Raw genomic sequence first — 25,565 nt, forward strand, 5'->3', positions numbered from 1 at the left:
TTACAAGAATAAGAGTAAATCGCACACTAAGGAATTGCTTGCCCATGAAAAAAACACTAACTTCCCTGGTTGTAGGGATGTCACTTGCGATGAGCGCGACATCAGCATTTGCTGATGACCTGATGCAAGTCTACCAACAGGCGCTAACTAATGATCCTGTGCTACTAAAAGCCGCTGCGCAATTTGAAGCATCAAAAGAAGGCATTGAACAAGCTCGTGCGGTATTGCTACCACAGATCAGTGCAACAGGCTCATATACAGAAACCGATGTAGACAATATTGCTCGTCAAAATAACGGTTTTGGTATTCCAGCGGGCGCAGTATACACCGCTGAGAATGACAACATTTCGTACGGTGCCAGCCTTAGCATGCAACTTTATCATCACGATACTTGGTTGCGTTTAGATAATGCCGAAAAATCAGCACACCAAGCAGACCTTGCTTATCAAATCGCGCAACAAGATTTGATTATCCGCGTAAGTGAAGCCTACTTTAATTTACTAAGCGCAAAAGACACTTTAGAGTTTGCTGAAGCGCAAAAAGTCGCTATTGAGCGTCAACTTGAACAAACCAAGCAGCGCTTTTCGGTAGGCTTAACCGCCATTACTGACGTACATGAAGCACAAGCGCAATTTGATGACTCTGTAACTCAGGTAATTCGAGCTCAAAACGACATTTACAACGCTGAAGAAGCGATTCGCGTGTTAACGAACGTGTACCCGCGTGATATTTTCGTGCTAAATACAGATCGTTTTTCTGCCTCTCGCCCAATGCCAGACAGTGCGAACGAGTGGCAACAAACGGCAGAAGCGAAGAGCTTAGATATTATCTCGCAGAAAGTATCTGTTGATATTGCCAAAGAAAATATCAATATTGCCCGTTCTGGTCACTACCCAACACTTGATTTATCAGGTCGATACTCAAATTCAGAAGACACATTCCGCTTGCCGAATATTCCAGAAATTGAAGATCCTGATTTAGATACCAAGTCGATTGGCATCACGTTAACTGTGCCAATTTACTCAGGTGGTGCAACATCAAGTGCTGTTCGTCAAGCACAGCACAACTATGTTGCCGCGAGCCAAGATTTACAATTTGCATACCGCGATACCGTTCGCAACACACGCAACGCATACAACACAGTAATTGCAGGTGTATCGGCTATTAAGGCACTTGAACAGTCAGTATTAAGTGCGGAAAAAGCATTAGAAGCGACAGAAGCTGGCTTTGAAGTGGGTACGCGTACCATTGTTGATGTGCTAAACAGCACGCGTAATCTATACGATGCTAAGCGTAACTTATCAAGCACGCGCTACCTATACATCAACTCAATTCTTGCGTTAAAACGTGCCGCAGGCACATTAACAGGCAAAGATTTGAAAGATATTAACGCTGGTTTAGCCGCAGAAGCAGCAAAATAAAGCGCTCTACTTGATGATAAATAGTAAAAAGGCAGCTTAGGCTGCCTTTTTCGTATCTGAAATTCTGCGGTTATTAATCTTCTAACCTAATGGTATTGATTATCTCTGTGGTTGAAATGCCTTGCTCAAAGTTAAGTACTTTAACTTCACCGCCATTGGCAATAACTTCTTTGCCGCCGGCAATGTCTTCAACTTTATAATCGCCGCCTTTAACTAAGACATCTGGCAAAATATTAGCAATTAAACGTTGAGGTGTATCTTCCCCAAATTCAACCACCCAGTCTACCGCACCTAACCCAGCGAGAACCGCCATACGGCGATCACTTGGGTTAACCGGTCGGCCAACACCTTTTAATGCTGTTACTGACGCATCGCTATTAACCGCAACAATCAAGCGGGTACCAAGCTCTTTTGCATTGCCGAGGTATGACACATGACCGGCATGCAAAATATCAAAACAGCCATTGGTCATAATGATTTTTTCACCACGCGCCTTCGATGCCTTTACTGCGATCGCCAATTGCTCTTCAGTAACGACACCATAGCCACTCTCTTGGCCACCATGTGTTGCGGCAAGTAACTCAGCTTCGCTCACGGTTGATGTGCCTAACTTACCGACTACAATACCCGCTGCTAAATTCGCTAATGCTGATGCTTGGGTCAAGTGCGCTTGGCTCGCAACTGCAAGTGCTAACGTGGCAATAACCGTGTCACCAGCACCCGTCACATCATATACTTCACGGGCAAGCGCAGGTAAGTGAAACTCTTCACAGTCTTTGCGAAGCAGTGTCATCCCTTGCTCACTGCGAGTAATAAGCAACGCATCTAATTCCAAGTCAGCAAGCAACTGTTGACCTTTATCAACGATGGCGCGTTCACTGTCGCAAACACCAACAATCGCCTCAAATTCAGACATGTTAGGCGTTAACATTGTGGCGCCGCGATATTTATTAAAATCGCTGCCTTTTGGATCGACTAATACGGGAATATTCTTATTCTTGGCGAGCTGAATAAGCTGTTGAACGTCAGACAAGGTGCCTTTGTCATAATCAGATAGCAGTAAGACATCGTGATCTGCTAATTTAGCGTCAATTAATTCATGAAATGCTTGTTTATCAAGCGCTGCCATCGATTCTTCAAAGTCTAATCGGATAAGCTGTTGACTGCGGCTTACCACACGTAGCTTAGTAATCGTTGGCGCTGAGCTTTGCTCGGCAAAAGCACAGTTAACATTCACAGCAGATAAATGAGTATTTAGCGTCTGTGAGGCTTCATCTTGCCCGGTAATCCCGGCTAACGTTACTGAGCCACCTAGCGAAGCGATGTTTAACGCTACGTTAGCAGCACCGCCCGGGCGGTCTTCATGTTGATTAATTTTAACCACAGGAACTGGCGCTTCTGGAGAAATACGCTGGGTTGAACCTTGCCAGTATCTATCCAGCATAATATCGCCTGCAACTAGCACGCGTGCTTTGGCAAAGGAAGGAATATCTACTTTCATCCTGACTTCCAAAATATGTATAATGCCAATAGTTTATCATGCCTAGAATGTATCCCGTGAGCAAAAATAAAATATTACAGCCGAACTTTAAACTGTCTTTTTTCCTACCTAAATATTGGCTCACATGGATTGGCGTATTGGTGATGTACGCTATTTCTTGGCTACCTTATAAATTGCAGCTCGCACTGGGCAAGCAACTTGGCCGCTTACTCTATAAAATTGGCGGCAAACGCAAACATGTTGCCCAGCGCAATTTGGCATTATGTTTTCCTGACATGCCAGAAGAAGAACGTCAACAAGTCCTTAAAAAGAACTTTGAAAATACAGGGATTGCCCTGCTTGAAACAGGTATGGGCTGGTGGTGGCCAGATTGGCGAGCAAAACGCAAAGTCAAGGTTGTCGGCCTTGAACACTTAGAAAAGGCTCAACAAGAAGGTCATGGCGTATTACTGCTAGCGATGCATTATCTCAGCGTTGAAATTTGCTGCCGAGGCGTAGGCTACACTCACCCGATGGTGGTATTTTATCGCGCTCACAACAACGCTTTAATGGAGTATTTTCAATACCGTGGTCGTGGCCGCTCAAACAAATACATGCTAAGTAAGCGTGATATTAAAGGCTTAATTGGCGCGCTTCACGAAGGCGAAACTTGTGTTTACTTGCCAGATCAAGACTACGGCAAAAACCGCAGCTTGTTTGTACCATTTTTCAGTGTGCCTGACGCTGCAACAACGACAGGTACATTAATTTTTGCCCGCCAACCAAATGTTCAAACGCATATGGTTATCCCGACAAGAAACGACGACGGCTCAGGCTATACCATTGAAATTACGCCAGCGCTGAAAGACTTTCCAACCCAAGATGACGTTGCAGATGTCACGCGTGTCAATCAAGAATTAGAGCAAGCCATTAGCCGTAAACCCGAGCAATATATGTGGCTACACCGCCGCTTTAAAACAAGACCAGACGAAAATTCGCCACCGCTCTATTAACAGTAGTCAACCTGCTCTTTTTTAGAGAAAATTGTATAAATTTTGATTTTTCAGTATGGTTATATTGAGTTGCACTTGATATATGAATGAATAATCAATGAATTTTTGGATCCGTAATGGGCTTTTTGCCATTGTGCTTTCTGGCTTAGCCTACTATTTATTGGCTAACCACGAGCTTATTGCCTCGCTTGGTGATAGCTTTGCGGAATCCGAACCTGAGCAGGTAAAACCGGCTGAGGCAGCAGCCCCCGCTGAAGCATCACAGGTGACTGAGCCACCACAACACGCGAAAAAACCATTAACCAACTCAAAAAACAAAGCCGCAGAAGGCTTATCACGCTTCTACGCCAGCATCCAAGGTCCCGACGAGAAAGGCAGCGGACCGAAAATTAGAAATAATGTGGTGTACCTTCCTGAACCACGCGGCGATTTAGAAAAAATTTTAGAAGCCAAAACCGTTATCACTCGACCACTAAAAAAAGATTGGCAGGGCTCAACAGAGTCACGCCCCTTTAGAACTGGCTCAACACTTTTTCAAAAGCTAGTTGAGTATGCAGAGCAAGATGGTCTTGAAGTTATGTGGCGGTTAAACCGAGATTTAGTCATCAAAGATCCATTTCGCATCAACAAAGAAATTTTGGCGACCGCATACCAAGTAGGTAATGCGATTAGCGGCCACTTTCCTGAAGGCGTAGATGTATATTTTTGCTACCAACAGCGTACGATTGTGTTCCAAACAGGCCCACAAGACTACCTTGCTAAAAAATGCCGACTATTGAGTTCAACAGGCAATATCAGCAATTCCCGTAGCTACTATTAAAGATGAGTTAATTCCGCTGCCGATAAAGTGTAAATCAGCAGGTAACTCACCTATTTGACTTTGTTTATTCCATAAAACGTTGCCAAATCTGTGCAACTGAGCCTGCCATCTGATTAAACATTGCTTGTGATAGCTGAGCTTTACCGTCTTGTAATACTGCCCGATGGCTAGCATTGCGAAGTTGGCAATAGCTATCAACTAAGTGCTGAGCCGACTCGTCAGACACTACCCCCACTTTCGCTAGCCCTTCAATAATTCGAATATTGTCTGAAAATTCCGTTAACTGTGGATATTGCCCACTAAATCTCAAGACTAAATATTGCGTTAAAAATTCAATATCTACCAAGCCACCGTGACCGTGCTTGATATCGATACATTGCCCTGACGATGTATCAATGTGGTTACGCATTTTCTCGCGCATCTCGACAACTTGCTTTTTCAATTCACCGTTTTCTCTAGGATTAGTTAATACCCGTTTTCGAGTAGCGGAAAAATTATCTCTAATATCGTCATGACCATAAACCATGCGGGCTCTGACCAAAGCTTGATGCTCCCATGTCCAAGCTTCAGTTAGCTGGTAGTCAGCAAACGAGTCGATGTGAATCACTAATACGCCGGAATTACCAGACGGCCTTAAGCGCATATCAAGTTCATACAAAATGCCACTACTCATCCGAGTATTGAAAATATGCATCACTTTTTGCGCCAACTTCACGTAAAACTGGCTAGCAGCAATTTCCCGTTCACCATTAGTGGTATCGTTAAGTGGGCAATCGTGAACAAAAACTAAATCTAGATCTGAGCCATATCCTAACTCAATGCCGCCCATTTTGCCGTAGCCAAGTACGGCAAATCCTTTGTGGTTAGTACCTAAGGTAGATTTGGGTTGGCCAAAACGCGCTGTTAATTGATGCCAAGCCTGTTGAATTACCTCGCCAATTGTAGCTTCTGCTAAGGCTGTTAAGTGATCGCTTACTTTCATTAACGGTAACACACCGCTAATATCCGCAGCAGCGATACGCAGTTGTTGCGCTTGTTTAAATTGCCGTAAGCCATTCATTTGGCTTTCAACATCATCTTCTGGAATACGCAACATGGCTTGTTGTAATTCATTGGCATAGTCAGCCAACGCTGGCGGGTTATGCAGTAGCTTAGGGTCAATAAGCTCATCTAACAGTATTGGAAATTTCGCGATGTAATCACTGATCCAGTGGCTTTGCTGGCACAAACGAATTAAGTGAATAAGTGCGCCGTCGTTTTCATAAAGCAGTTCAAGGTAAACCGTTCGACTCGCTACTTTTTGGATAATTTGCAATACCCTAGGCAGCACTACCTCATAAGCATTCTCGTATGCATTCTCAAAAGCACTATTACTATGTAGGTGAAACAAGACACGTGGCATGAGTTTGTCTAAGACCACTCGACCTCGTTGACCAATAGGCTGCTTTTCTAACTCTTGCTTAAATTCGTACAGCATTTGCCAAATACCGTCTTTTTGCCAATTTGAAGCAATCGCTTTTTGCCAAGTGAAGTCGTCAGTATCATGCCAGCTATCGTGCCAAAGCGTTTGCCATTGGGCTTCAATATCTTCATGATTGGGAGCTTCTTCTCCAATCAGCTGATTAAATTCATCGTGCACATAGCCTAGATGCGCATTGAGCCTAGTTAAAAACTCCTGCCAAGTATCAATGCCAAGCACGTGTAATAATCGCGCTTGATCAAGCTCACTATCAGGTAGTGTTTGCGTTTGCTGGTCGTCTAACGCTTGAATTACATTCTCGACACGGCGTAAAAACCGATAAGCATTGGTCAGTACACGGGCACTCTCCGGCGGCACTATTTGATGTTCAACTAATAGTGGCAACACAGTCAAAAGGTTGCGCTGCTGAAGTTCTTTGACACGGCCACCGCGGATTAACTGAAAAACCTGAACAATAAACTCAACTTCGCGAATTCCACCCGCTCCCAGTTTAATATTGTTGGTTAATTGCTTGCGCCTAACTTCACGGCTAATCATCAGTTTCATTTTGCGCAAGCTTTCGATGACACTAAAATCGATATAGCGGCGATACACAAACGGGCGTAATAATTGCGACAGCTCTTGGTGATGTTCACCTTGGCCTATTGGCCGAGCTTTGAGCATGGCGTAACGCTCCCAGTCGCGGCCTTGATCTTGGTAGTAGTCTTCCAATGCAGAGAAACTTAGTACCAATGGCCCACTATCACCAAACGGGCGCAGTCGCATATCCACGCGATACACAAAGCCATCGGCTGTTTGCTGATCTAGAGCAGCAATGAGTTTTTGCCCTAGTCGTGTAAAAAACGTTTGGTTGTCTAGCGATTTTCGAGCGCCACGCGTTTCGCCAGTTTGAGGATAAGTAAAAATAAGGTCGATATCGGAAGAAAAGTTGAGTTCACCGCCACCTAACTTCCCCATTCCGTAGACAAGCAAGGTTTGCTGTTGACCATCAACACCATATGGCACGCCCCAGCGCTCTTGGCAAAAAAGAGTAAGCCAGTTAAGTGCCGATAAAATTAACGCATCGGCTAGTTTGGTTAGGCGAGCAAGAGAAACATCAAGATCAGCGTACCCAACCATATCAGACACGGCAATATCGACCATCGCCTGTTGGCGAAACTGGCGCAGCACTCGATGCAAGCTGGCTTCGCTGTCGCAATCTCGCAGTAAGTTGGCGAGTTGCTCCTCATAATCGGGCACATGACTGTCAGTGAAATCTCGCTCGGTAAACAACTGAACAATAGATTCAGGCTGTTGTTCAAATGCACGAAAAACAAAATCGCTCAGCGTGACCGCTTCCATTAAATTTGCCACCGCATTGCTATCAAGCGGTTCAATGTAGTTTTGATAGTCATCAACTAAATGCTGATTTCGCTGTTTAGCAAGTGCAGCTAATTCATCAAAATGTGTATTTATGATCGGCAGGTTTGGCATACATTTCCCTTCAACATCGCCCGAAGTAGTGTGGCTGGTTATCGAGCGCTCAAGTCTTAATCGTTAGAAACTTTTTGAAAGATATTGACATAAAAATAATGTTTCAATAAACAGCGGATAAGATTTAGCATAACAAGTATGGACTGGACTTATTCTAGGTCATAAAACTATTACAATCGGCTATTGAGTCAAAGGATATCGCTATGTCTACAACAAGGCATAAGAGTAATCTTGAGCAGGGTTTCAATAGACATATTATGTCATAGATGTTATTAATGAATGATAACCATAGCATTTTTAAGGATGAGATGGCACAAATGCAAATCACCAAAACCTTAGTCTTAGCATTCGTTTTGCTACTGAGCGCCTGTGGCGATCCAGTACAAGAGCAAATTGATGCACAAATTCCTTTAACTGAGCAGCGTGTTCAACAACTTGGCGACATGCTTGATAGCGGCCAAATACGCAATGCTAAATTTATCACCCAATACGCTGATACCGTGGCAAAAAAATCGCCACAGTTACTTAGCATTGTTGATGAATTTCGCAAAGACGCCACTTCCAGTGGCCCGCTATACCAAGCACTGCTTGAACGCGTTGATTTGGTAAAAACACAGCCGCAAATGTTTGCTAACAAACAAGCGCGATTTGAAGAGCTTTTGAACATCTATCAGGCAGCCGACCCCATCCTGTATTCAGATGCGCTTAGTGACCCTCTTAACGTCTTAGCAGATATGTCTGACGGTGAGTTGCCGCGCGTTAACTCGATGTCAAAAGCGCAAAGTATGGCTGCGAATAATGCACAAGACTTTGGCGTTGGTGAACAGCTTATAGGCAACCCAGCATACGGACAATGGCAAACCGATAGTAATGGCATGTCGTTCTGGGCTTGGTATGGTGTTTATCGCCTGCTTGACGATGTGTTAGATATCGATCGTAAGCGTCGCGGTAAAGTGTATTACAGCCGTTGGGGAAAATCGCGAAATTACAGCTACTACCACGATTACGGTCGCACCCGATATAGCTCACCAACTCAGCTGAGCAAGCAAACGCAATTAGAGACTCGTACTCGCAAGTCATTTGAAAGTCGCGGTCAACGATTCACTAGCGCTTACGGTAAAAATCGCAGCGGTGCATCAGGTGTTTCGAGCCAGAGTAAAACGGCACAAGCTAGTGCTTCACGATTTTCATCAAACAACACTAATAAAAGTAAATTTGCTAAGTCATCAAGCACCACGTCAAAAAGCAAATATAGTAAAAGTAATGCCAGTTTCAGAAACAGCAGCAGTAGTACATCACGCGGATTTCGTCGCGGTAAATAAGAATTAGGAGAATAAAAATGTTAAACACCTTATTAGAGATTACTGCGTTGAATTCGAATTTAATGACATTCCTCGCCGTTGATATTGCCATTGCCATTGTCTTGTTAAGCGCGATGCGCTTCGTTTCTGGCGTAACGGCCAAAGTTAACACCACAGACGAATTGGCTAAGCAAGACAACTTTGCATTTGGTATTAGTGTCGCTGGCTCAATTGCCGCTCTAGGGATTGTGTTAACTGGCGCGATTACTGGCGAGGCAGCCGAAAGCTTAACGATGGAAGTTATTGGGATGACTTCTTATGGCATTTTCGGCTTAGTATTAATCAAAGTTGGCCGGCTTATTCACGACAAATTTGCGCTTAATCAAATTGACAAAACAGAGCAAATAAAGGCTGCAAACATCACTGTTGGTATTGTTGACGCAGCCGGTGCCATTGCAACTGCGATTATCATTAAAGCGGTTTTGATTTGGGTTTATGGCTTAGATGTCAACACCTTTATCGCCATCTTCAGTGGCTTTGTTGTTTCACAGGCAGTGCTGATTATCGCGACGCGTATTAAAGAGCGTCAATACGCCAAAAACAACCAAGGCGACTCAATGCAACAAGCCTTTGCCAACGGTCAGGTAGCGCTCGCAATTCGCTACGCAGGCCAAGTCATTAGTACTGCTCTTGCCGTGACCGCCGCAAGTTACTTCTTTAGCTATAGCCCGGAAACGCTGGTCGTCAATTTAGCTGGCTGGTTAGTGTTTGGTATCTTAATGACGTTATTGGTTACCCTACTTACCTTTATCGCCAAAAAGTTAATTTTATGGGGTATTAACCTTGTTGAAGAAGTTGATCAGCAGCACAACATTGGCGTTGCTGCAATTGAAATGGCGATTAGTATTTCAATTGCGATGATTTTAACTGGCCTAATGGCCTAACACTGTTTCACAAGTAGCCATTAATACTTGTGATGGCGGTATGATTGAAGCTTATCAAAGTTAACGACACCAAAGTTAACAATACCAAATTGGGCAATCATACCGTCAACAACTCACGGTTTATCACATGACTAATACTCGTCGTCTATTACTTGACGACACAATCCTTATATTAACCATGGCCGTACTTGCTGGCTGTGGGCTTATCTACGAATACCTGCTCTCTCATTATGCTGGCCGTGTACTTGGTGTAATGGAAAGTACTATCTACACCATGATTGGTTTGATGATAGTTTCAATGGGGTTAGGTGCCTTCGCGGCGCGTAAAATATCCTGCCCGTTTAATGGCTTTGTCTGGCTTGAAGCCATTATCGCCCTGCTCGGTTGCAGCGCAATTTTATTAATTGGCGGTGCTATTGCCGCCACGCAATTACTGCCTCAATTGATTGCTGACACTTTCTTGTTACCACCTGACGCCATGCCACGTGGTGGATTATTTCAATCACTAAGCTGGCTCGCGCTCAAGCTTCCTTACATTTTTGGTGTGCTTTTAGGCTTTTTTATTGGCATGGAAATTCCGCTGATCGCCAAAATTCGCGAGCATGTGCACCAAAAACATCTACAACATAACTTAGGCACAATATACGGTGCCGACTATATTGGCGCAGGCATAGGCGCAGCAATTTGGGTTATTTTTTTACTTGCGATTGATATCAGTAAGGCTGGCGCGCTGACCGCGGCATTAAACCTGTTGGCTGGAACCGTGTTTATTACGCGCTTTTGGCACCAGTTAAAATGGCGAAAGGTTTTGGTAAGTTTGCATGTTTTACTGGGTATTATCATGATGGTTGTATACCAGTTTGGTAACGGCTGGCTTAATCAGATGAACAATCTACTTTATCTCGATAAGGTCGTTTATACCGATAAAACCCGTTACCAACAGTTAACCTTTACCGAACGTAATATGGGTTTGGAGAATGAGTCGGTCATTAGCTTTTACCTTAACGGTCGCCTGCAGTTTTCGTCTATTGATGAAGACATTTATCACGGCTACTTGGTCTACCCTGTCATGGCAAGTTCAGCGCGCACTGATAAGGTATTAATCATTGGGGGCGGCGATGGGCTAGCCTTGCGCGATGTACTCAAGTGGGGCGCAAAAGAAGTCACTTTAATTGACTTAGATAAGCAGTTACTCGATATTTTTTCTAAGCCGAGCGAACACCTGCCAGCACCGCTTGCCAGCAAGCTCACTCAACTTCATCAGGGTAGCTTAACTGATGACAGAGTGACACTGATGCCTGCAGATGCCTTTATTGCCATCGACCAACTTATTGCAAATCGCCAGCATTTTGATGCCATTTTGGTAGACTTGCCTGATCCAAGCCACCCTGACTTGAATAAGCTTTATTCCGTTAACTTTTATGCGCGACTCAACCAATTGCTCTCTAGCGATGGGGTTATTGGTGTGCAATCAACCAGCCCTTATCATGCTAAAGCTTCTTTTATCGCTATTGGCAATACCTTGAAGGCTGCTAACTTTCTTCACGTTGAGCAATACCATGACAATGTGCCTAGTTTTGGCGAATGGGGTTGGAGTATTGCATCAAAAGCTGGGCTTTCACCTTCACAACGACTGAATCAGCTAACAGATTTACCTATTGAGCATAACTGGCTTACGCTCCCTTTGATTCTTTCATCGTTTAATTTTCCGCAGGGGTTTTATGATGAGCAAGAACAATATGGCATCAACTATCTGGGCAGCCATACGATATATCAATTGCATCAACAAGCGTGGAAAGATCAACAAGGCATTGTCCAGTAATACGTTATTTAAAGGCTATCTAGAGATATTTTAATTTTTTGGAAAGCCTGTATTTAACAGACAAAGGTAACAAAAAGTAAAAACTTCACCGTAGCTGCTTGACATATTATGTCTGAGTGCTACATTAACAACCAATGACATATTATGTCGTTTAGCAATTAGTGTCGATGTCGCCACTTTGCTACTTAGTTTGCATGAGGATAAACATGAATATACATAAGATAGCTGATCACTTAAATGCGCTAGCAGACAACTCTGAAACCGGGATGGTTTTTGATTGCCAGCCTATTTCAGGTGATGTTGATGTGCTGCAAATAACTGTTGAAGGTCGTGAAGAGTTACCTATTTTTGTATCGGTAACCGATGATCAAATTCTTTGCATTACCTACCTTTGGGGTAACGACGAAGTTAAACAAGACAAAATCGCTGATATGCACACCGCTATGTTAGAAATGAGCATTCCAATGCCATTGTCTTCGTTCTCAAAAATTGGCGATAAGTACGTTATTTTTGGTGCCTTATCAATCGGTTCAACGTTTGCAGATATTGAGCACGAGCTAGCCGTTTTGAGTAACAACGCTATCGAAATTATCGACGATATGAGCGACTACCTAGTTTAAATTTGACCATCATTGAGGAGCAATTTTTATGAGTATTTTTAAGAAAATTATGACAGCGATCCGTGGTGGTGCTACGGAAGTGGGTGAAGCAATTGTTGATGCCAATGGCACGCGAATCTTTGAACAAGAAATTCGCGATGCGGAGCACCATTTAACCAAAGCTAAGCGTGACCTAACCAATGTGATGGCGCAACAAATGGCAGCAAGCCGTGAAGTTGAGCGATTAAACCGTGAAGTTACCGAGCATGAAGGCTACGCTGCACAAGCACTTGAGAAAGGTGATGAGTCGTTAGCGTTAGCGGTTGCTGAAAAAATTGCGAGCTTAGAAACTGAACTTAGTTCACAACAACAAGCGTTAGCAAGCTTCGAAACCAATGCTAACCGCTTGAAAGAGCTAGTTCGTAAAAGTGAACGCCAAATTCAAGAGCACAAACGTCAATTGTCTATGGTAAAGACGACTGAAAGTGTACAAAAAGCGACTTCAGCCATTACCGATAACTTTTCGTCAAGCAATTCTAAGTTGTTAAATGCTAAAGACTCACTAGAGCGCATTAAGGCTAAACAACAACAGTTTGACGACAAGATGAAAGCGGCTGAAGCACTTGAAGCGGAAACCGGCGACGGCTCGCTAGAAGCACAGCTTAAAGCAGCGGGTATTGGTGCTGCTGATAACAACGCAAGCTCAGTGTTAGATCGTATAAAAGCGAAACAAAACAAAAGCTAATTGCGCGAGTGTTACCCAACCAACTCAGTCTGTCTTGTCGTTCCCCCTGCGACTTGTTAGGCTGAGTTTTCTTGTTTCTAGATTAGGTTTTCAATTACGCCTAATGTGTGTAACAAGAATACCGGCAAAGAACAAATAACTGGAACTACCATGAGTTTTATCAAAAAGCTATTTGGCAACGAAGAAAAGCAACGTGCCGTTACCCATGTTAAAGACTTACAATTAAATGACATGATTGCCATGTCAGACAGCTTTGGCTTGCCAAGTTTGTTACGCGACCAACAATTTCAAGTAACTGCTATTAACTGCTACGAGTTTGAGCATCGCACGCAAACAGAGTGGGTACTCACTGGCCAAAGCGATGTCGAACTATACCTGTCACTCGAGGCTGATGATAAAACCTACCTAAAATTCTCACTTAAAATTGCCGACAACGACGTTGAAACCTTGTTTGATTTAGACCAGTTTTCAACAGTATTTGATGAACCTGGCCAAGCGCAACTTGAACGACAACAAGACTCAACACTCAACCTAGATTGGAGTGATAGCCAATACCAACAACAAGCGTTCGCGCAAGTGGGCTATTTCCATCGCAAAGACAACCGCGTGAGCAATCTAAGCCAATACGAAGGTAGTGATAGCGGCGAGCAATTTGAACTTTATACCTTGTACAATCCAGATGAAGATAAAGGTATTGATATTGAAGTATGGCAGGATGGTGATACCGATGTTTTTCTGACGCTATTTCGCCCTGTCACGGATATTGTCGATATGTACCCCGGGAGTTAATCATGTCACGTAAAATACCAGATAAATGGCAATCATCCGTCAAAGCCATGAAGGCCGTTCAGGTGGCCTTTGATATGGATGAACAATTTCAGCTCGCCATACGCCGTGAAGCACTTGATGCTGGCCTTAGCCCGTCAGATCAAATTCGCACTATTCTTGGCCTACCAACAAGCAAGCGCCCTAAACGCCCAAGATTAACTGTAAGCTTATCGCCCGCTGACTACGAATTACTCGCTGAAAAATACAACTTAAATGCTGATCAGCAGCTAGAAATCAAACGCAAATTGATGGATGATTTAGTGATGTACGTTAAAAACCAACAAGATTAATCCACTAACATCATGATTGTGTTCAAATCTATTATCGAAAAATCTGGCTTTTACAATATCGACGAATATGGCGTTAAAAATTATAACCTCGGTGTTATCAGCCTATTTGCCATTGCACTATTTATCTCGTTAACGTTGAGCTTTGGCTACATCACCTATCAGGCAGAATTCGGCCAAGATGGCGCAACTATTGCCGATTATGCGGATGCGGTCTGGTTAATGTTAATGGCCTCTTCAACGATTGGTTTTGGCGGTGAATTACCGGTTACTGTGCTCGGCAGAGCCATGGTCTTTTCCATGTTTGTCTTAGGCGTCGGTATTCTGGGTTTGCTTGGTGGGGTTTTTGTTCAAAAAGCCTTTGGGTTTTCAGACACGAACATTAAAAATCGCGAGCTGAGAAAACAAAACCAAGAAATTCTCGCTAAGGTTAATGACCTTGAACAAAAAATTGATCAATTGTTGGCAGCTCAGCGCCAACAATAAGCTTTCACTTAATCGCGTTGTCTCCCAAAGCAACGCGCTTTGCATCCTATTCACCACCTCAAATCATAGCTTTAATGCATAGCTTCGAAGTACAAGCAAAGTCTAAGCTTACCTAACTAAGCTACTCACTTGGCGAGTATTTCAAGCTATGCCATACTCACTAAAGTTGCTAGTAAAAGACCTAGCAACACAATAAGAAAGTGTAATAAGAATAAAAGGGAAGCTTATGAATAAATTCACATTAATTGCTGGCGTAACCGCTGTCTTAGGCTTATCAGGCTGCGCTAACAATAGTCAGCTCGATCAAATGTCTAACCAAATCGACCGATTGTCTAATCAAGTTAGCAAGCTATCGCGTGAAGTCGACAACTTAAAGACGCGCCAGCAACAACAAAACCGTAAAATTACTGAAGCTAACGAACTCGCTAGCCAAGCGAATGAGCGCGTTAACAATATGGTTGCCACGTTCAAGAAGTAACTGTTCGAAAAATAAATTTTCGCCGCTCTAGCAATTAGTCGGCAGCTTGCTGTACTGCCGATTTAGCTTTTTCAACGCGAATGACTAATCCTGATGGCTTCTCGAAATCTGCCCGATAACGTTCAATTTCGCTTTCCCCAATAAACTTTACTAACCTTTGCCAACCATCTGCATTTTGCAGTGCAGTTTGCTCCGAGGTGAGCGCTTGGTGTACTTCAAAAAGTTTCAGTCCAGGCTTTTCGTAAGACATTTTTATCGGCTGATCGATTATCTTGACTTGTGTGTTAAGCGGTACATTTTCAAATAGCCATTTAATATCATCGTCATACATGCGAATACAGCCTGAGCTTGCACGAGTACCTATGCCAAAGCGTTGATTTGTGCCGTGAATTAAAAATTCACTGGTGGCTAGGCGTAGCGCATATTTGCCAAAAGGGTTGTTTGGTCCTGATGGTATTTCATCCGCTAAAATTATGCCTTTTTCGGCAAGGTAACGGGCCTTCATTTCTTGTGTTGGACGCCAAATTGGATCTTTTCGCTTCTCACCGATATAACTCGTTAAATTTGGTGTCGCCAATCCCTTACGGCCAATTCCGACAGGAAACACATGAACACGATTTAATTCCGGTTGGAAATAATACAACCTTAATTCCGGCAAGTTGATAACAATCCCCTTGCGCTCAACAAATGGGAGCAATAACTGTGTCGGAATATGGATACTTGCTTGGCTTTGTGCTTTTTTTTCTGATTGGCTTACGGCCAGTTCTGCTGATTGCTGAGCGCTAACCAATGTATCGGAAGGTTTTTGATAAGTAAGAAATGGATCAACACCTGGATTTGCCGCAATTAAGGCAAGAAAGCCAACATTATATTGCTCTGCTAATCGCTGAAAATAGTCACCGCGTACAACGGTATGTTTAGTTGGCTCGCCGATAAGGCGCTGATGGGGTGGTGGTAAAGGGTAAGCTGTAGCGAAAGCTAACTTAGCTGTTATCAGGAAACAAAGTAAAGCGGTAAGAGGGCTATATTTCCATGGTTTAATCATAGTGCTTTGGATACCCTCTCCTTGTTGATTCAGTTCAATAGCCGCTTTTTCACTAGTTCGCCATTTACCATTGTGTTAGTCGTTATTTTTGTTGTCATCAAGTCACGGTTATTAAAACTATTAGGCCAGTTGAACCGAATATAACAACCAATAGTTTCAATAACTTGTGCTGATTTTACAGCCAATATGGCTCAACTTTAACGGCCGCTTGGTATGACTGATTAATCACCTGCAGCAGGTTATCAACTTTTGTGTTGAGCCAACGATTGAGCTTTTGCGAACTTTGCTCGATACCGTTAAGTTGCTGTTGCAACAGATTCAATGTCGCCAACTCTTCAATGCCATTAAACACATCCAGCCAAGTGCGGCGGTATTCAGTTCGGCTTGCTTGTTCATACAGTGCACCGAACCAACTCCCTGTGTGCAAACTAGAAAATAGGTGTTTTTGAATCACTAAATATTCTTGTGCCGTTAACTGTAATTTATTGCCACACACATCTTTAATGGCCGTTAAATTAGTACTCAGTTTGGTTTTAGCATGCTCTGACAAAGAGCGTGTTTTATCAACGGGCTTAACCACGGGCTCTAAAACGTACTTCAACAAATGTAACTGAAGCAGATTAAATGTCGCCGACATTAGTTCTTGTTGAATCGCCTCTTCACTTGGGAACTGGCTGCGCTCTATTTTTAAGGTAGACACCAACTGATTGCTGTACTCGAGTTTTTTGCGGTAATTGCCTGACTTCAGCGTTAAATCGTTGATATGAATAGCCGTTTCAAGCCAACTTAAACTGTCTATTGCGTGTTTTAACAGCGTATCGAATTGTTCAAATTTAGCGGATTCAATTAAGTTCTGATGTAAATGCAATCCTTGCTGAATAAAACTCAATGCTTCAAATACTTGTTTCACATGAGCCAATTCTGTTGCCGCCAACGATTGCGCAATCGCCTTTTGCAAACAATTTAAGCCGTGCTCTAAGCCAATAACCATGGCTTTTTCAACAGATAGCTCTGGATTTAACGGCACTTGAAAACTTATCGTTTCCTCACTTTTTAGCGCAGCCTTTTCTTGCCACAACATATAACCACGAGCTGCTTTACTTAGACGGCCTGGGGTCAGTTGAAATGACTGACAAAGCAGTTCGGCAAGCACAAAAATCGCATCACGCTCGCCACTAACCAGCTCTAATTCCACTTCATTAATCGGCAGTATCTGCCCTTGCGCGCTAATTTCGCCGCGGTCATATGCCACTTCAATGACTGAACCACTAACTTCAACCTGCCAACTCGTGCGATGAAAATTCGTGGTAAATATTGCCACTAGTTGATTTTGAAGTTCCGTAACATGGGCAGCTGCAGGCCAAATATCACTTGGAAATAAAGCTAAATCAGGAATATTTTGCTCAATGGCAACGTTATATTCGGGGCGCTGATGTAATCCACCAACAACGATTCCGGCAGTTTTTATTGTCTGCTCAGTATAATCATCGGCTTTACGCACGCGCAAGCCAAAGTCAAACTCACGTAATGTTCGTGCATTAGTATCAAAGTAAGTATTACTTAGCTGTCGTGACGCTTGGGTGAAAGTAAGTTGGTGTTGATTAAGTAGTTGAGTAAATTGGCTAACGACATTGTCGTCGCTAACTAAATATTTAAGCTCGATTTCTGTGGACATGTATTTGTTGTTGGGACACCTAGCTATTCGCAAGCTGATATGGATGTCCTTGTGAAAAACCAGAAAATTAGATTACAAAAGCGCCATTTAACAAGCAAGTTATTTCTCAGCTAAGCACGGCTAATTGGTGTCGAAATAAACGAAAAATCCACGGAACTTGTGCAATTGGTGCTTATTCCTCAAATTACAGCGCTCTGGCTTGCGCTCTTGTTCACAAAGCCCTAATATCGTGTGCATCTTTGGGAAAGTCTTTCAATCGGTATCGCATGGGGAAATTCATTAAGCTGGCTAGTGCAGCTTTATTTGCAGTGTCTTTAACTAGTTTTGCTCAACAAGCTACTCCTGAGCTTGAAGACGGCTTTATTTCTGACGAACTTTTCATTTACATGCACTCAGGTGCTGGTAACAACTATCGCATAGTTGGCAGCATCAATGCGGGTTCACAAGTTAAACTAACGGGTGAAAAACTTAATGGTTATACCCAGATTGTTGACGATAAAGACCGCACCGCTTGGGTTGAAGACAGATATGTTTCAAATAAGCCCGGCCTGCGCCATGTTGTAGCAGAGCTTAATGGCCAACTCGCTTCAACCGGTGAGCAAGAAGCCCAATTTCGAACACAAATTGCTGAAAGCAAAAAATTGCTCACTGCTGCCCAATCACAAAACACTGAGCTCACTAACAAGATCACATCGTTAGAAAGCGAGCTAGCAAGCGCCCAAGCTAAACTAGAAACGCAAGATATGGACGTAATGAAGGAATGGTTTTTCAATGGTGGCATTGTGGCTGGCCTTGGCCTACTAGCGGGGTTATTTCTCCCTCAATTATTTGGTCGTCGCAAATCATCAATGGACAGCTGGAAGTAATATCAAGATTAGTTAAGTGTTGACTGCACCAATTAAAGCCTCAAGAAAGAGGCTTGTTGGTTTACGAAAATGCTGACGTTTGCCTAGTTCGAAGAGTCCAATAGATTTGGTGCTAAATTAATTTAAAGCTTAGTTAATTTCAGGCTTAGCTGATTTCAGGCTTGGTTAAGTTCAAGCATAGTTAATTTCAGGCATAGTTAACTAAAGGTTTTGATGATAAGCAGGAAACTTCATTTAAGTTCAATCACTTAACTACCGAAATCTGCTAGCAAAATACATTTATCTGAAACCGAAGCGAACTTACGCGTTAATGGTTGGTCTATTGCAAGTGAATTTAACAATGATAGCAGTAACACTAGCAGCTAGAAGCAATTGAGTTACCCAAACTTTAGGCTGTTAGTTATAGCATTGACCGGAAACTGTAGTAATGCACATAATTTTTGATGTACTTCACCTCTATTACCTCCCTCAGTATTTACCTGTAGCCAAAGAGCTTACTCAACGGGGTTGTTCCATTGAGTTTGTCTTCTACCACAGTACTCACGATACTGTGATCAAAGAAGTCATTGCCACCGAAGCGCTGAACGCACATTGGGTGAATGGGCAGCAAGAAGCAACCAATTTATACCTCGAAAAACAGGCTGACTGGGTCGTATTTGCGAACTCTTACCCGCATCTAGATCAAGTCCATCAGGTCAGCAAAACGGTTCAATTAGGTCATGGCATAGGTCCTAAGTCGAGCTACTACAAAAAATCTGATACACCAACTACGGTAAGATTTGTTGAGGGAGCATATCGCACCCAACGATTCCAAGAGATGTATCCTGACGATACTTTTATTGATGTCGGTTTTGCCAAGCTAGATCCAATAATCAATGGCGAAAACGTAGGGTTTGACTTAGGTTCTCTTGGTTTAGACCCCAATAAACCGACCATAGCGTACGCACCAACATTCTACCCAAGCAGTCTTGAACTCTTTCCTAAACATTGGCCTGCGTCATTTGCTGATTACAACATCTTGATCAAGCCGCATTATTTTTCAGTTAGTAAGCCCAAATATAGCAAACATAAAAAGTTACTCGAGCACTGGGCGACATTCGACAATGTATATCTCGCTAAAGTATCTGATTATTGTTTGACTAGGTTCCTAAGTACAGCCGACATTCTGATCAGCGATGCATCTTCCGCTTTATTTGAATTTGCGGCACTCAATAAGCCGGTAATTTGGTGTGATTTCTTAAAGTTGCGCTGGGGCTACCGCGGCGTATTTAGCTACCGCTTTAAACGACGAATGGATGATGATTACGGTGAATATGCAAGTATTGCTGCCCACGCCGCAAAATATCGAGATGTAAAAAGCTTGGTAGACAGTCATATTGCCAACCCAGAGCAACTCGCCCACGTTAGACTCTCATTGAGTGAAAAACTAGCCGGTAAGCTCGACGGCAAAGCAAGTTTGCGAATAGCCGACTACCTACTAAGCCACTAATTGCTGTGATAAACTGCCACACAATTTTATAACGCCAACCAACAAAGAGGTCTTATGAAGAAGATTGGTTACACTACTGGTGTGTTTGATATGTTCCATATCGGTCATTTAAATGTACTAAAGCGCGCTCGATTGGAATGTGATTATCTTATCGTCGGTGTAACTAGCGATGAGCTCTCTTTGAAAGCTAAAAACAAACAGCCGATTATTCCGTTTAGCGAACGTATGGAAATTGTTGAGGCAATAAAATTCGTTGATGAAGTCGTTCCACAAACGAGCTATGACAAAATGGCAGCATGGAACAATCTAAAGTTTGACATGATGTTTGTTGGCGATGATTGGCAAGGCACGGAAAAGTGGCTAAAAATTGAAAAAGAGTTCAACGAAGTTGGTGTGGAGATCATGTATTTCCCCTATACAACGCATACCTCAAGTACGATCCTGCGCGAAGCATTAGGCGACTTAGTAAAGTAAAATAAAGTAAACATATCTTATGCAATTATTCTCATCTCTAAAACATCAGGCTTTTTTGCTGTTTGCAGCAACCAGTTTTCAAGCGTTCGCCGGCCCTTGGGTAGATACCAATGATGCTTTTTTAAGAGAGAGTATTGAGCACCTAGCAGACGTCAACATTGTCACGACACCAACGACAACGTTTCCGCTGATGTGGCGCGACATTGCCAAAGATCTTGAACAAGCACCTCTTAATTTGATGGATGAACAAACACTTACAGCGTATAGCTACGTTAATCACCAGTTAAGGCTTGCCAAGAAAAATACGAAACGCATAGAGCTAAACCTTGCAACCAAAGACGCTCGTTTCACCAGTTTTGGTGATAAATACCGCGACAAGAATACCATTCAGATCCACAACTCCTTTATGACGGATCGCTTTGCATTCAACTTTTCGCCGAAATACACATCTTCACCGAGCGATGATGACAAAGTAACTTATGACGGTAGTTATGCGGCCGCCTTTATTGGCAATTGGGTCGTTGCCGCAGGCATGCAAGACAGATGGTGGGGGCCAGGCTGGGACACTAGTTTAAGCCTTTCCAACAATGCTCGCCCAATGCCAGCACTATCGCTGTCAAGGTTATCTGCCGAGCCAGTAACCGTGCCATTTACTGAGCATAACATTCCATGGACAGTAACCACGTTTATGGGATTAATGAATGATGACCGTATCGTCGACGACACCTTGTTGTGGGGCTTTAGACTTAATTTTCGCCCTGCTCAGAACTGGGAAGTGGGTATTTCACGCCTCGCGCAATGGGCAGGCGACGGTCGACCTAGTGGTTTAGATACTTTTGTTGACGTTCTCGCAGGGCGCGATAATTGCGGTGGTGTTGGCCCTTCTGTTGAAGAATGTGCTGCCGGTGAAGAGCCCGGCAACCAGCTTGCAGGTTATGATATTCGATACTCAACTAAGCTCTTGGATCACCCTGTAGCACTTTACTTTACCGCCTTTGCAGAAGATGGTGATAGCAAAGGTGGCTTGAGTATCTTAGGTGAAGAGCGCTATCAAGCAGGCATAGACACGCGCGCCACGGTATTTGGCAGAAACTGGCGTTTATTTGCAGAATGGACTGACACTTATGCAAAGTGTCGAGATGGGGTTAACGGTGATGGTACCTCAGCCATTGGCGATTGTTATTATGAACACCATATTTACCAAACAGGTGTTCGCTACAAAGGTCGAGTACTAGGTAACTTATATGAGAATGATGCAACAAGCATCGTTTTTGGCGCAATTTCGCAAGTCAATAACGATCTTGGCTACCAGTTCAAGCTACGCTGGCTTGAACTCAACCAAGATAATAACGATAAAGCACCAAACAATCCGTTAATCGGTAACACCCTGACCCCGATAGCTGAAGATGTCGTGATGCTATCAGGCAAGGTGCAATATAGTTATCAAAACTGGCGCTTTACGCTAGACGCAGACGTCAGCCAATCAAGCTTTGAAAACGACATTGATGATGACACTGACGCTAACCTGTCAGTCAATATCGAGTTTATGCTATAGCTCATGCGTTAGCGACTATCTAGCTATTACCTTGTTTTTGCCTAGCTATTGCCTAGTGATTTAAAACTGCCGGTTGAAAAATATCGACAATGCCTCTCTTTAGCAATGAATACCCGCTAGGCTAAAGCTTCCAATAGTTAAATTGCTTACGTATTTTGAACCGACGCAATAAATTTAACGGCTTTCGCTTAGCTGGCTTATACAAACCAGCCAAGCGCTCATCAACTGCCGCTAATACACGTTCTGCGGACTTCCCATCCTCGTAGGGGTGAGTTTGTTGCTTATATTCGGCTATTTTGGTCATTAAGGGCTCAGGGTGGGTTAACGCCGTTTCTATATGCTGTTCAAGTTCAGTTGGCTTATCAAAATCCAGTAAATAATCTTTTGGACGAGCCGTTTTAAAAGTCACGACAGGCTTACCCAATAACAAAAACATAATCAGCACCGATGAAGTGTCACAGACCATGACATCTGCTTTTTGTAGCAAAGGCAGGACATTATCGGTTTCAACAAATGTTAAGTGCTCGTTTTGAATGCCCTTGTATTGGTCAACGATCGCCTTGTCCATTTTCGGGTGAAATTGTACCAGCCAATTCCAACGTCCTGTTTCACTGAGTCTCTTTACTTGTTCAAATAAATGCGGCGCACAGGTGAAGTTTCGAGAAAACGTCGAGCACAATAAAACCGTTGGTTTAGCATTGGCAACTGGCGTGTAATTATAGAGCGGATCAATCGCTGGCCAGCCTGTTTCAGCCACACTAAAGTGCTGATGCTTCTGTGCTAATTGAAGAAACGGTAAGGTAGTGTTTTCACCTTGCGTACAATACAAGTCAAAAAAACCTCTGATGTTAAAATGGCCTCGTTTATCTGACACTTTACCTGCATTAAAACCATGAAAAACCTGCACTTTCAACCCAGGAATAAAGTCAGGAACAATATTACCAGGCACGAATACAGCATCAGGCTGATACGCAATCACCTCCTCAACTGAACCTAAACGTTGCTCATCTTCTTCAAAATAACTTTGGTTGACTTCATCGCCATGAACAAACCATTTTACGTCATCACCGCGTCCAAGAATTGCCGCTTGCAATGGTCTTAAAATCGCATACGAATAATTTTGAGCAATGTACAACAAATATTTTTTACGACGATTTGGGTTAGCACTCGAAGACTGAGTAGGCATATTTTCTTCAGAAGGTTTTGTTGGCATAAAAAGGCAGTAAGCGCTCCAGTTAACGCAAAACAGCGGATTTATCGCATTGTAATATATTTGTCATTAAAATCACTGTTCAAAAAACTTAAATTTAAAGCAAATTAGCTATTGACCTAGAGCACCATTCTACGTTACTAATAGCTGCACTGAATTTTGATGCAAGCTTTCAAGCCGAAATAGCATCAATATGCAAAAAAAGTAAATATTTAACAATTTGAGTTTACATTAGAAAACACCATGTTTAGCAACAATACAAACACCACCATTATTAAACTCCTCCTCGCCTTCACTGCGCGCGGATAGATTGTTGTTACTTAACAGATAAAGCATAAAGTAAAGAACACATAAAACCCGCGCTACAATCCGCGGGTTTTTTTATGCCCGCCTGTTTAGCTTGATGGGGTTGCACAGCAACCAGAAACACAAACAAGGCAAAGGCCGATTAAGGATATAGAGGAAAGAATGATGGATAACAGAGTAATCATTTTTGACACCACATTACGCGATGGCGAACAAGCATTAACCGCCAGTTTATCCGTGCATGAAAAACTTCAAATTGCTCAAGCGATTGAGCGTTTGGGAGTAGATATTATCGAAGCTGGCTTCCCTGTTTCCTCACCCGGTGATTTCAACTCAGTGCAGCAAATTGCCAAAACGGTAAAAAATTCCATTGTTTGTGGCTTATCTCGTGCGGTCGAAGCCGACATTCAAGCTTGTGCCGATGCGCTAAGCGTTGCCGATCAGTTCCGTATCCACACCTTTATTTCCACATCAGACGTGCATGTTCAACAAAAGTTACGTAAAGACTTTGCTGACGTTGAAGCCATGGCCATCCATGCGGTGAAATTTGCCCGTCGTTTCACCGATGACGTTGAATTTTCTTGTGAAGATGCTGGCCGCACGCCAATCGATAATTTATGTCGTATGGTTGAGCAAGCAATTAAAGCAGGCGCCAGCACCATCAATATTCCTGATACCGTTGGTTACACCCTGCCCCATGAGTTTGGCGGCATCATCGAAACGCTATTTAACCGCGTGCCTAATATCGACCAAGCGCGCATTTCTGTGCATTGTCATAACGATTTAGGTTTAGCTGTGGCTAACTCGATGGCAGCGGTGCAAGCAGGTGCTCGTCAAATCGAATGTACCATTAACGGGATTGGCGAGCGTGCTGGTAACTGTTCGTTAGAAGAAGTGGCGATGATCATGAAAACCCGCGCCGACTTGTTAGGTGTGCACTCAAACATCAACCACCAAGAAATCGCTAAAACCTCTAAGTTAGTTAGTCACTTGTGCAATATGCCAGTGCAGCCGAACAAAGCCATTGTTGGTAGTAATGCCTTTAGCCACTCTTCAGGTATTCACCAAGACGGCATGTTAAAAGCGTCTAACACTTACGAGATCATGACACCTGAAAGTGTCGGTATCGCGAAAACGAAATTAAATTTAACCTCACGCAGTGGTCGCCATGTGATTAAACACCGCATGGAGAGTTTAGGCTATCAAGCCGATGACTTTGATTTAGATACCTTGTACCAAGACTTCTTAAAATTAGCTGACAAAAAAGGCCAAGTCTTTGATGATGATTTAGAAGCCTTGTTATTCAATATTCAACAGCAAGATGAAAAAGAGCACTACCGCATCGAAAGCTTAAATGTGCAAGCGGGCAGCGGTCAATTTGCCACTGCTGGCGTACAGTTAGCGATTGGTGATGAAGTATTTACCGAATCAGCAACCGGTAACGGCCCGGTTGACGCGTTATACCAAGCAATCAAAAAGTGTATCGATGTTGATATTGAAGTCGCCGATTACAAAATCTCTAACAAAGGCGCTGGTGAAGACGGCTTAGGTGTTGCCAACCTAGTGGTTAATTGGCAAGCCCGTAATTTCCACGGCTATGGTATCGATACTGACGTCATTGAAGCGTCAGGCCAAGCACTGATTTCAGCATTAAACGCGATTTATCGCGCTCAACAAATTCAAACGATTCGCGCGCAAAAAGCCAATCAAGAAGCTACGGCAAGCGAAAGTAAATAAATTTATAAAGTTAATAGAATTAATATAGTTA

At 43.1% G+C, this 25,565-nt stretch carries 22 protein-coding genes; 17 read left to right on the forward strand and 5 right to left on the reverse strand.

Translation table 11 applies throughout. From position 1 onward, the window contains the following. The first annotated feature begins 44 nt into the window (after window positions 1-44). Complete coding sequence (gene tolC / locus DXX92_RS14735) at window positions 45-1,421, forward strand: outer membrane channel protein TolC (protein WP_116001137.1); 1,377 nt, start codon at window positions 45-47, stop codon at window positions 1,419-1,421. A gap of 73 nt (window positions 1,422-1,494) precedes the next feature. Here the strand turns inward: tolC and hldE are convergent, their stop codons facing one another. Beyond that, window positions 1,495-2,922: a bifunctional D-glycero-beta-D-manno-heptose-7-phosphate kinase/D-glycero-beta-D-manno-heptose 1-phosphate adenylyltransferase HldE gene (gene hldE / locus DXX92_RS14740; RefSeq protein WP_116001138.1), complete on the reverse strand. Its 1,428-nt coding sequence runs from the start codon at window positions 2,920-2,922 to the stop codon at window positions 1,495-1,497. A gap of 56 nt (window positions 2,923-2,978) precedes the next feature. Here hldE and lpxL point away from each other — a divergent pair, with 56 nt between their 5' ends. Both lpxL and DXX92_RS14750 read left to right on the forward strand, forming a co-directional pair. Continuing rightward, entirely contained in the window at window positions 2,979-3,914 is a 936-nt protein-coding gene (gene lpxL, locus DXX92_RS14745) for an LpxL/LpxP family Kdo(2)-lipid IV(A) lauroyl/palmitoleoyl acyltransferase (protein ID WP_245961489.1), read from the forward strand. Between the two features lie 97 nt (window positions 3,915-4,011). Beyond that, on the forward strand, window positions 4,012-4,734 hold the full coding sequence (locus DXX92_RS14750; protein WP_116001140.1) for a TcpQ domain-containing protein: 723 nt from the start codon (window positions 4,012-4,014) through the stop codon (window positions 4,732-4,734). A gap of 64 nt (window positions 4,735-4,798) precedes the next feature. On the opposite strand, the gene glnE is transcribed toward DXX92_RS14750, so the two are convergent. After that, complete coding sequence (glnE, locus tag DXX92_RS14755) at window positions 4,799-7,687, reverse strand: bifunctional [glutamate--ammonia ligase]-adenylyl-L-tyrosine phosphorylase/[glutamate--ammonia-ligase] adenylyltransferase (protein ID WP_116001141.1); 2,889 nt, start codon at window positions 7,685-7,687, stop codon at window positions 4,799-4,801. A gap of 275 nt (window positions 7,688-7,962) precedes the next feature. On the opposite strand from glnE, the gene DXX92_RS14760 reads away from it, so the two are divergent. From DXX92_RS14760 to DXX92_RS14800, 9 genes are all read left to right on the forward strand, one after another. Further along, entirely contained in the window at window positions 7,963-9,009 is a 1,047-nt protein-coding gene (locus tag DXX92_RS14760) for a hypothetical protein (RefSeq protein WP_245961490.1), read from the forward strand. 17 nt (window positions 9,010-9,026) lie between these two features. Beyond that, a complete protein-coding gene (locus DXX92_RS14765; RefSeq protein WP_116001142.1) occupies window positions 9,027-9,932 on the forward strand; it encodes a DUF350 domain-containing protein in 906 nt (301 codons plus the stop codon). Between the two features lie 127 nt (window positions 9,933-10,059). Further along, on the forward strand, window positions 10,060-11,754 hold the full coding sequence (locus tag DXX92_RS14770; RefSeq protein ID WP_116001143.1) for a polyamine aminopropyltransferase: 1,695 nt from the start codon (window positions 10,060-10,062) through the stop codon (window positions 11,752-11,754). Between the two features lie 206 nt (window positions 11,755-11,960). Beyond that, entirely contained in the window at window positions 11,961-12,374 is a 414-nt protein-coding gene (locus tag DXX92_RS14775; RefSeq protein ID WP_116001144.1) for a YjfI family protein, read from the forward strand. Window positions 12,375-12,402: 28 nt separating this feature from the next. Further along, complete coding sequence (locus DXX92_RS14780) at window positions 12,403-13,098, forward strand: PspA/IM30 family protein (protein ID WP_116001145.1); 696 nt, start codon at window positions 12,403-12,405, stop codon at window positions 13,096-13,098. Window positions 13,099-13,248: 150 nt separating this feature from the next. After that, window positions 13,249-13,887, forward strand: coding sequence for a hypothetical protein (locus tag DXX92_RS14785; protein WP_116001146.1), 639 nt, complete (start codon window positions 13,249-13,251; stop codon window positions 13,885-13,887). 2 nt (window positions 13,888-13,889) lie between these two features. Further along, window positions 13,890-14,216, forward strand: a complete 327-nt coding sequence (locus DXX92_RS14790; protein WP_116001147.1) for a hypothetical protein — start codon at window positions 13,890-13,892, stop codon at window positions 14,214-14,216. Between the two features lie 12 nt (window positions 14,217-14,228). After that, entirely contained in the window at window positions 14,229-14,699 is a 471-nt protein-coding gene (locus DXX92_RS14795; protein WP_116001148.1) for an ion channel, read from the forward strand. A 226-nt stretch (window positions 14,700-14,925) separates the two neighbouring features. Next, window positions 14,926-15,177, forward strand: coding sequence for an Lpp/OprI family alanine-zipper lipoprotein (locus DXX92_RS14800; RefSeq protein ID WP_116001149.1), 252 nt, complete (start codon window positions 14,926-14,928; stop codon window positions 15,175-15,177). Window positions 15,178-15,211: 34 nt separating this feature from the next. Here the strand turns inward: DXX92_RS14800 and DXX92_RS14805 are convergent, their stop codons facing one another. Continuing rightward, complete coding sequence (locus DXX92_RS14805; RefSeq protein WP_116001150.1) at window positions 15,212-16,222, reverse strand: L,D-transpeptidase family protein; 1,011 nt, start codon at window positions 16,220-16,222, stop codon at window positions 15,212-15,214. Window positions 16,223-16,397: 175 nt separating this feature from the next. Continuing rightward, entirely contained in the window at window positions 16,398-17,897 is a 1,500-nt protein-coding gene (locus DXX92_RS14810) for an inorganic triphosphatase (protein WP_116001151.1), read from the reverse strand. A gap of 266 nt (window positions 17,898-18,163) precedes the next feature. Between DXX92_RS14810 and DXX92_RS14815 the strand changes: the two genes are divergently transcribed. The 4 genes from DXX92_RS14815 to DXX92_RS14830 all read left to right on the forward strand — a co-directional run bounded on the left by DXX92_RS14815 (window position 18,164) and on the right by DXX92_RS14830 (window position 22,281). Next, window positions 18,164-18,763, forward strand: coding sequence for a TIGR04211 family SH3 domain-containing protein (locus DXX92_RS14815; protein ID WP_116001152.1), 600 nt, complete (start codon window positions 18,164-18,166; stop codon window positions 18,761-18,763). Between the two features lie 427 nt (window positions 18,764-19,190). Next, on the forward strand, window positions 19,191-20,252 hold the full coding sequence (locus DXX92_RS14820) for a CDP-glycerol glycerophosphotransferase family protein (RefSeq protein WP_116001153.1): 1,062 nt from the start codon (window positions 19,191-19,193) through the stop codon (window positions 20,250-20,252). A 54-nt stretch (window positions 20,253-20,306) separates the two neighbouring features. Continuing rightward, window positions 20,307-20,726, forward strand: a complete 420-nt coding sequence (locus DXX92_RS14825) for an adenylyltransferase/cytidyltransferase family protein (RefSeq protein WP_116001154.1) — start codon at window positions 20,307-20,309, stop codon at window positions 20,724-20,726. Window positions 20,727-20,745: 19 nt separating this feature from the next. Then, on the forward strand, window positions 20,746-22,281 hold the full coding sequence (locus tag DXX92_RS14830) for a capsule assembly Wzi family protein (protein ID WP_116001155.1): 1,536 nt from the start codon (window positions 20,746-20,748) through the stop codon (window positions 22,279-22,281). Window positions 22,282-22,402: 121 nt separating this feature from the next. Here DXX92_RS14830 and DXX92_RS14835 read toward each other — a convergent pair whose 3' ends face one another. After that, entirely contained in the window at window positions 22,403-23,467 is a 1,065-nt protein-coding gene (locus DXX92_RS14835; RefSeq protein ID WP_116002456.1) for a CDP-glycerol glycerophosphotransferase family protein, read from the reverse strand. Between the two features lie 495 nt (window positions 23,468-23,962). On the opposite strand from DXX92_RS14835, the gene leuA reads away from it, so the two are divergent. Beyond that, window positions 23,963-25,534 (forward strand): 2-isopropylmalate synthase, encoded by a 1,572-nt coding sequence (leuA, locus tag DXX92_RS14840; RefSeq protein ID WP_116001156.1) that lies wholly within the window; start codon window positions 23,963-23,965, stop codon window positions 25,532-25,534. Window positions 25,535-25,565: the final 31 nt, after the last annotated feature.

The organism is Thalassotalea euphylliae (assembly GCF_003390395.1).
Classification (GTDB): domain Bacteria; phylum Pseudomonadota; class Gammaproteobacteria; order Enterobacterales; family Alteromonadaceae; genus Thalassotalea_F; species Thalassotalea_F euphylliae_C.